8 protein-coding genes and 1 pseudogene are annotated in these 5,884 nt (G+C 70.0%); 6 read left to right on the forward strand and 3 right to left on the reverse strand.

Annotation, left to right across the window (positions count from 1 at the left end):
* Both VB737_RS14315 and VB737_RS14320 read left to right on the forward strand, forming a co-directional pair.
* A pseudogene (locus VB737_RS14315) lies at nucleotides 1-295 on the forward strand (hypothetical protein); the annotation flags it as partial.
* Nucleotides 296-305: 10 nt separating this feature from the next.
* Nucleotides 306-707: a Fur family transcriptional regulator gene (locus tag VB737_RS14320; protein ID WP_323306738.1), complete on the forward strand. Its 402-nt coding sequence runs from the start codon at nucleotides 306-308 to the stop codon at nucleotides 705-707.
* 12 nt (nucleotides 708-719) lie between these two features.
* Here the strand turns inward: VB737_RS14320 and VB737_RS14325 are convergent, their stop codons facing one another.
* The gene (locus VB737_RS14325; RefSeq protein WP_500313947.1) at nucleotides 720-1,127 is read right to left on the reverse strand and encodes a tellurite resistance TerB family protein; all 408 of its coding nucleotides are present in this window, start codon (nucleotides 1,125-1,127) and stop codon (nucleotides 720-722) included.
* A gap of 94 nt (nucleotides 1,128-1,221) precedes the next feature.
* On the opposite strand from VB737_RS14325, the gene VB737_RS14330 reads away from it, so the two are divergent.
* From VB737_RS14330 to VB737_RS14345, 4 genes are all read left to right on the forward strand, one after another.
* Nucleotides 1,222-2,409 (forward strand): CobW family GTP-binding protein, encoded by a 1,188-nt coding sequence (locus VB737_RS14330; RefSeq protein ID WP_500313948.1) that lies wholly within the window; start codon nucleotides 1,222-1,224, stop codon nucleotides 2,407-2,409.
* Nucleotides 2,410-2,494: 85 nt separating this feature from the next.
* Nucleotides 2,495-2,638 carry a hypothetical protein gene (locus VB737_RS14335; RefSeq protein WP_190612594.1) on the forward strand — a complete coding sequence of 48 codons (144 nt, stop codon included), beginning with the start codon at nucleotides 2,495-2,497 and terminating at the stop codon, nucleotides 2,636-2,638.
* Nucleotides 2,639-2,757: 119 nt separating this feature from the next.
* Complete coding sequence (locus VB737_RS14340) at nucleotides 2,758-3,849, forward strand: extracellular solute-binding protein (protein ID WP_500313949.1); 1,092 nt, start codon at nucleotides 2,758-2,760, stop codon at nucleotides 3,847-3,849.
* 9 nt (nucleotides 3,850-3,858) lie between these two features.
* Nucleotides 3,859-5,424, forward strand: a complete 1,566-nt coding sequence (locus tag VB737_RS14345; protein WP_500313950.1) for an ABC transporter permease — start codon at nucleotides 3,859-3,861, stop codon at nucleotides 5,422-5,424.
* Between the two features lie 81 nt (nucleotides 5,425-5,505).
* Here VB737_RS14345 and VB737_RS14350 read toward each other — a convergent pair whose 3' ends face one another.
* Both VB737_RS14350 and VB737_RS14355 read right to left on the reverse strand, forming a co-directional pair.
* Entirely contained in the window at nucleotides 5,506-5,649 is a 144-nt protein-coding gene (locus tag VB737_RS14350) for a hypothetical protein (protein ID WP_500313951.1), read from the reverse strand.
* Nucleotides 5,650-5,693: 44 nt separating this feature from the next.
* Nucleotides 5,694-5,884, reverse strand: a 191-nt coding sequence (locus tag VB737_RS14355; protein ID WP_500310462.1) for a helix-turn-helix domain-containing protein, incomplete at its 5' end; no start/stop codon positions are given.

Here is a 5,884-nt window from a genome sequence, read left to right on the forward strand (position 1 = left end):
GATCTGGGCGCTGCTGATCGAAGGGGTGGGCCGCCCGTCCCTCACCCTGGTGACCCTCGACCGGCGCGGCAGCGTGCTGGCCTCGCGGCGCCTGGCCGGCTGGGAGCTCGAACCCGGCACCGGCCTCAGCTACGACCCCACCAGCGACCGGCTGGCCCTGGTGCTGCGCCCCCTGGGAGACCGCCCGGGAGCACCGCCGGCGGCCCCCCGGGCGGTGCTGATCGAGGCCTCCAGCCTCACCCTCCAGCCCCTGCCCCAGGAGGCCCTCCAGGCCATCTGGCTGCCGGCAGGGTAGAAACGGAATCATGCAGGCCCCTTCCGCCCCCGATCTCCCGCCACGCCAGGCCTCCCTGCTGGCGGAACTGCGCGACGCCGACGGCGAACTGAGCGGCCAGGATCTCCACGCCCGCCTGCGGGGCGGCCCCTCCGCCATGGGGCTGGCCACCGTCTACCGCCACCTGCGCCAGCTGCAGCAGCGGGGTCTCGTGCGCTGCCGCCACCTGCCCAGCGGCGAGGCCCTCTACGCCCCGACCGAGCGCGACGAGCACCACCTCACCTGTGTCGACTGCGGCGCCACCATGGTTCTGCCCCACTGCCCGGTGCACGGCCTGCACCTGCCGGGGGAGGAGCTGGGCGACTTCCTGCCCATGTACCACACCCTCGAATTCTTCGGGCTCTGCGGCCGCTGCCGGGGCACCCGCTCCTGAGGTCTGTGGGCTTCAGGCCTTGAGGCTGTCGCGGTGCAGCACCGCCATCACATCGAGGATCTGGGCGCAGCGCTCCGCCGGCACGCTGATCAGTTCCACCAGGCGCTGCAGCATCGCCTGCTCCACGGGCTTGAAGCTGCGATTCGTGTGCACCAGCAGGGCCGCCATCGCATAGGCCGTCTCCTGCTGGGGTTCGCTCAGCACCGGCGCGGCCTCGATCAGCAGCTGTTCCCAGCCGCCGCTGCGCAGCCGCCCCAGCAGGCCGTCGAACATCGCCCCCATCACCGCTTCGCCGAGATTGCCGTAGGGCGAGCGCACCTCCAGCAGCTGGCGCAGCATGGCGGCCTCATCGCCGTCGAGGGCGCCGTCGCAGGCCACCGCGGCAAGGCCGATGGCGGCGAAGGCTTCGCTGGGGGTCATGGGCCAGGTTCGGAGACTGCCATTCCAACAGCCGCGGCGGTGCTGGTGGGGTGTGCGCGCCGGCAGAATCAGCACAGCGGTTCCCCTTCCGGCCATGACCAGCACGAAACTGGACGCCCCGACGCCGGAGGCGGCGACGGAAGCGGCGACGGAGGCCCGGCCCATCGCCGTGCCGGTGACGATCCTCACCGGCTTCCTCGGGGCGGGCAAGACCACCCTGCTCAACCACATCCTCAGCAACCAGCAGGGCCTCAAGACCGCCGTGCTGGTCAATGAGTTCGGCGAGATCGGCATCGACAACGAGCTGATCGTGGCCACCGCCGACGACATGGTGGAGCTGAGCAACGGCTGCATCTGCTGCTCGATCAACGGCGAGCTGCTGGAGGCCGTCTACCGGGTGCTGGAGCGCCCCGAACCCGTCGATTACCTGGTGGTGGAGACCACCGGGCTGGCCGATCCCCTGCCCGTGGCCATGACCTTCCTCGGCAGCGACCTGCGCGACCTCACCCGGCTCGATTCGATCATCACCCTGGTGGACGCGGAGAACTTCGGCGCCGAGACGCTGCAGGGGGAGGTGGGCCGCTCCCAGATCGTCTACGGCGACATGATCCTGCTCAACAAGTGCGATCTGGTCAGCGAGGAGCGGCTGGAGCAGCTGGAGGCCGAGCTGCGGGCGATCAAGAACGAGGCCCGCATCCTGCGCTCGGTGAAGGGCGAGGTGCCCCTGCCCCTGCTGCTGAGCGTGGGCCTGTTCGAGAGCGACAGGGTGGTGGCCGAGCAGCAGGCTCCCGCCGCGGGCGAACACCACGCCCACGGCCATGACCACGGGGCCGAGGACCACAGCCACTGCGACCACGACCACGGCCACTGCGAGCACGAACCGGCGGCGGCGGGCCATGACCACGCCCATGATCACGATCACGGCCATCACCACGATCACGCCCATGACCATGGCGGCCATGCCGACCACCAGGCCATCGAGGGGTTCACCTCCCTGTCCTTCAGCAGCGACGGCCCCCTCTCCCTGCGCAAGTTCCAGAACTTCCTCGACAACCAGATGCCAGCGGGGATCTTCCGGGCCAAGGGCATCCTCTGGTTCAACGAAAGCGAGCGTCGCCACGTGTTCCACCTGGCGGGCAAACGCTTCTCCATCGACGACAGCGACTGGCCGGGGGAGCGCAAGAACCAGCTGGTGCTGATCGGCAAGGATCTCGACCACAAGCGCCTGCGCCAGCAGCTCCAGGCCTGCGTGGCCGGCGAGGCGGGCAAGGGCTTCGCCTGATCGGCAAACCGCCGGCCCGTTGTGCTGCATCCACTACGGAATCACCGGCTGGCGCCGCTAGGGTGACGCTCTACGTACTGCTCCCATGACCGAGTTCCTTCTGATGACGGGCGTGCTCGCCCTTCTCGGTCTGGTGCTGTGGATGGCGATGGATTCCGACGACGACAACGGTGGCGGCGGTCTGATGCAGCCCGCCCTGATCCCCGTGCGCCGGTCCAGCTCCTACTGAGCGCCAACCACCGGAGTGATGGCCAGCCACGTAAGCATTGATACGTGGCTTCGCGTCGTTTGTTCCGTCCACCCCTGGGGAGCGTTCATAGGGTCCCGGCAGACATCCGTTCTGCCCCGATGCCCACGTCCAGGTTCCTCCGTCGTCGTTTCCTGCTGCCTGTCGGCGGCTCCGCGGCCCTGGCCGCCTCCCTGATCACCGTCTTCGGCGGCGGTGACCAGCCGGCCATCGGCCAGTCGCAGACCAACGCTCCCGCCATCGCCCAGGCCGGCACCACCATCGGTGTCTACTCCGGTCGCCACTACAACACCGACAAGGAGCTCTACCGCCAGTTCACCGCCCGCACCGGCATCAAGGTGAACGTGCTGGAAGCCAAGGACGACGCCCTGCTGGAGCGCCTCAAGAGTGAGGGCAAGAACAGCCCCGCCGATGTGCTCGTGCTCGTCGATGCCGCCCGCCTCGATGCCGCCACCGACCAGGGTCTGTTCCGGCCCACGCGTTCGGCAGCCCTGCAGCGGGACGTGCCCGCCAACCTGCGTGATTCCCAGGGCCGCTGGTACGGCCTCACCCGCCGGGTGCGCGCCATCGTGGTGAACCCGAAGCTGGTGAATCCCGCCACGATCCGCACCTACGCCGATCTGGCCAAGCCGGCCCTCAAGGGCAAGCTCTGCCTGCGGGAGCGCAAAAGCTCCTACAACCAGTCCCTGGTGGCCAGCCGCATGATCCTCAACGGTGACGCCGCCACCCGCACCTGGATCCGGGGCATGGTGGCCAACGTCAGCCAGCCCTTCTTCACCTCCGACACCCCCCTGGCCCGGGCCGTCGCCCGCGGCGAGTGCGGTGTGGGCGTGGTGAACACTTACTACATCGCCCGCATGCTCTCCGGGGAAGGCGGTGCCCAGGACAAGCAGCTGGCCGAACAGCTGCGGGTGGTCTACCTCAATCCCGCCCACGTCAACATCACCGGCGCCGGCGTCACCCGCCACGCCAGAAATCCCCAGGCGGCGATCCGGCTGATCGAGTTTCTGGCCTCCCCCACCGGCGGCCGCGGCTACGCCGAAGCCAACAACGAGTACCCGCTCAAGGGCTTCGGTGACAATCCGATCCTGAAGCGGTTCGGCACCTTCCGGGCCGATGGCGTCTCGGTGGAGCAGATCGGATCCAAGAGCCGGGCCGCCACCCAGATGATGGAATCGAACGGCTGGAAGTAGGAACACCGGATGGCGACAGCGGCAACGGCGCAGCGGGCAGTCGCCACCCGGACGGGCCCGCCCCTGCGGCGGGCCTCCCTGGCGGCGGCCGTTCTGGCGGTCTGCGCCCTGGCTGTGCTGCCGTTCCTGGCCCTGGCCGGCTTCGCGGTGCGCGATGCCGGCTCCGGCAGCCTGCTGCTGGGGGCCGAAGGCTTCGAGCAGCTGACCAACACCCTGGTGCTGGTGGTGGGCGTCGGCCTGATCGGGGCCCTGCTCGGCACCGCCAACGGCTGGCTCACTGCCTGCTGCCGCTTCCCGGGACGCCGCTGGCTGCGGCTGGCCCAGGTGCTTCCCCTGGCGGCACCGGCCTTCGTGCTCGCCGCCGTTCTGGTGGACCTCGGCAGCCGCTGGGGCTTTCGCGTTCATGGCATCGGCTGGGCCGTGCTGCTGCTCAGCCTCACCACCTACAGCTATGTCTTCCTGCTCTCCACCGAGAGCTTCTCCGGCAGCGGCCAGCGCCAGCTGGAGGCCTGCCGCAGCCTCGGGGTGGGCCCCTGGGGCAGCTTCCGGCGGGTCGCCCTGCCCCTGGCGCTGCCCTCCATCGGCGCCGGTGTCGCCCTCAGCGGCATGGAGGTGGTCAATGAGCTCGGCGCCGTGGAGCTGCTGGGGGTGCCCACCCTGTCGCGGGGGATCCTGCAGCGCTGGCAGGCCGAGGGCGACCTGCCGGGGGCCGTGGCGCTGGCCCTGATCGCCCTGGTGTTGGTCAGCCTGCTGGTGGGGACCGAACGCTGGATGCGCCAGCGCAGCCGCCGCTGGAACCTGGGCCAGGGCGATGCCGGCACGTTGCAGTGGTCGCTGGAGGGCTGGCGCCGCCTGCTGGCCCAGCTGCTCACCGTGCTGCCGCCCGTCATCAGCCTGGGGCTGCCCCTCACCTGGCTGGTGGCGAGCCGGGACCACCTGCAGAGCGACCCGCTCGAGGAGCTGCTGGCCCTGACGCTGCGCAGCCTGGGGCTGGCCCTGGTCGCCGCCGTGCTTACCGTCTTGGCGGCCCTGGTGCTGGCCATCAGCCGTCGCTGGCTGGCCAACCGGCTGCTGGGCCGGCTCACCTTCTTCGCCGGCATGGGCTACGCCGTGCCGGGCACCGTGCTGGCCCTGGCCCTGATGCTGATCGGCGGGCCGCTGCAGCTCAGCCCCCTGCTGCTGCTGCTCTGGGGTTACGCCGATCGGTTCATGGCCGTCTCGAAGCAGGGACTGGACGCCTCGTTCGAGCAGATTCCCCCCAGCCTGGACGAATCGGCCACCAGCCTGGGCTGCGGCTGGCTGGCCGTGCTGCGTCGCATCCACCTGCCGCTGCTGCGCGGTCCGCTGCTGGTGGGGGGCTTGCTCGTCTTCGTCGACGTGGTGAAGGAGCTGCCCCTCACCTTCTCCCTGCGCCCCTTCGACTTCGACACCCTCTCAGTGCGGGTCTACCAGTACGCCAGTGACGAGCGGGTGGGGGCGGCCCTGTTTCCGGCGCTGCTGATCCTGGCGCTGGGACTGGCCGCCTCGATCGCCCTGATGCCGAGCCTGGAACGGCGCGAGCGGGGCGGCGGCTGAAGCAGCCCGGCTGAACGGGGCCTGGCTGAACGGGAACAAAAAAAGCCCCGGCTGAGCCGGGGCTCCTGGTACAGCGCGATCTCAGTCGCGTCCACAGCAGCACTTGCCGCCTTTCCACTTGGAGCATTTCTTCTGGCGGCAGCCCTTCTTCTTGGTCTGGGGCTGGGGACCGCGGACGCTGATCGGAGCGGGGGCGCCGGGAAGGCTGCCGAGGGAGGGGGCCATGGGAGCGAAGGAAAGGGAAGGGAAAGAGAGAAGAAAAGAGGGCGTCAGGCCGCCGCCAGGGGAGCACCGTCGACCAGGGCCGGCGCCAGGCGCAGGCTGGTCTCGCCGCTGGGGACCTGGAGCAGGTCGGCGGCGCGGATGCGGGAGATCAGGCGGGTGGTGGTGACGCGGGTGGTGCCGATCAGCTCACCGATGCGCTCATGGGTGAGGCGGAAGGGAAGGTCGCACCAGGGTC

This window comes from Synechococcus sp. BA-120 BA3 (genome assembly GCF_034931285.1).
In the GTDB taxonomy this organism is placed as follows: Bacteria; Cyanobacteriota; Cyanobacteriia; order PCC-6307; family Cyanobiaceae; genus Cyanobium.

Bases quoted from the DNA above. Each gene is read 5' to 3' on its own strand.
- VB737_RS14320 (WP_323306738.1), top strand. From the start codon at position 306: ATGCAGGCCCCTTCCGCCCCCGATCTCCCGCCACGCCAGGCCTCCCTG.
- VB737_RS14325 (WP_500313947.1), bottom strand. From the start codon at position 1,127: ATGACCCCCAGCGAAGCCTTCGCCGCCATCGGCCTTGCCGCGGTGGCC.
- VB737_RS14330 (WP_500313948.1), top strand. From the start codon at position 1,222: ATGACCAGCACGAAACTGGACGCCCCGACGCCGGAGGCGGCGACGGAA.
- VB737_RS14335 (WP_190612594.1), top strand. From the start codon at position 2,495: ATGACCGAGTTCCTTCTGATGACGGGCGTGCTCGCCCTTCTCGGTCTG.
- VB737_RS14340 (WP_500313949.1), top strand. From the start codon at position 2,758: ATGCCCACGTCCAGGTTCCTCCGTCGTCGTTTCCTGCTGCCTGTCGGC.
- VB737_RS14345 (WP_500313950.1), top strand. From the start codon at position 3,859: ATGGCGACAGCGGCAACGGCGCAGCGGGCAGTCGCCACCCGGACGGGC.
- VB737_RS14350 (WP_500313951.1), bottom strand. From the start codon at position 5,649: ATGGCCCCCTCCCTCGGCAGCCTTCCCGGCGCCCCCGCTCCGATCAGC.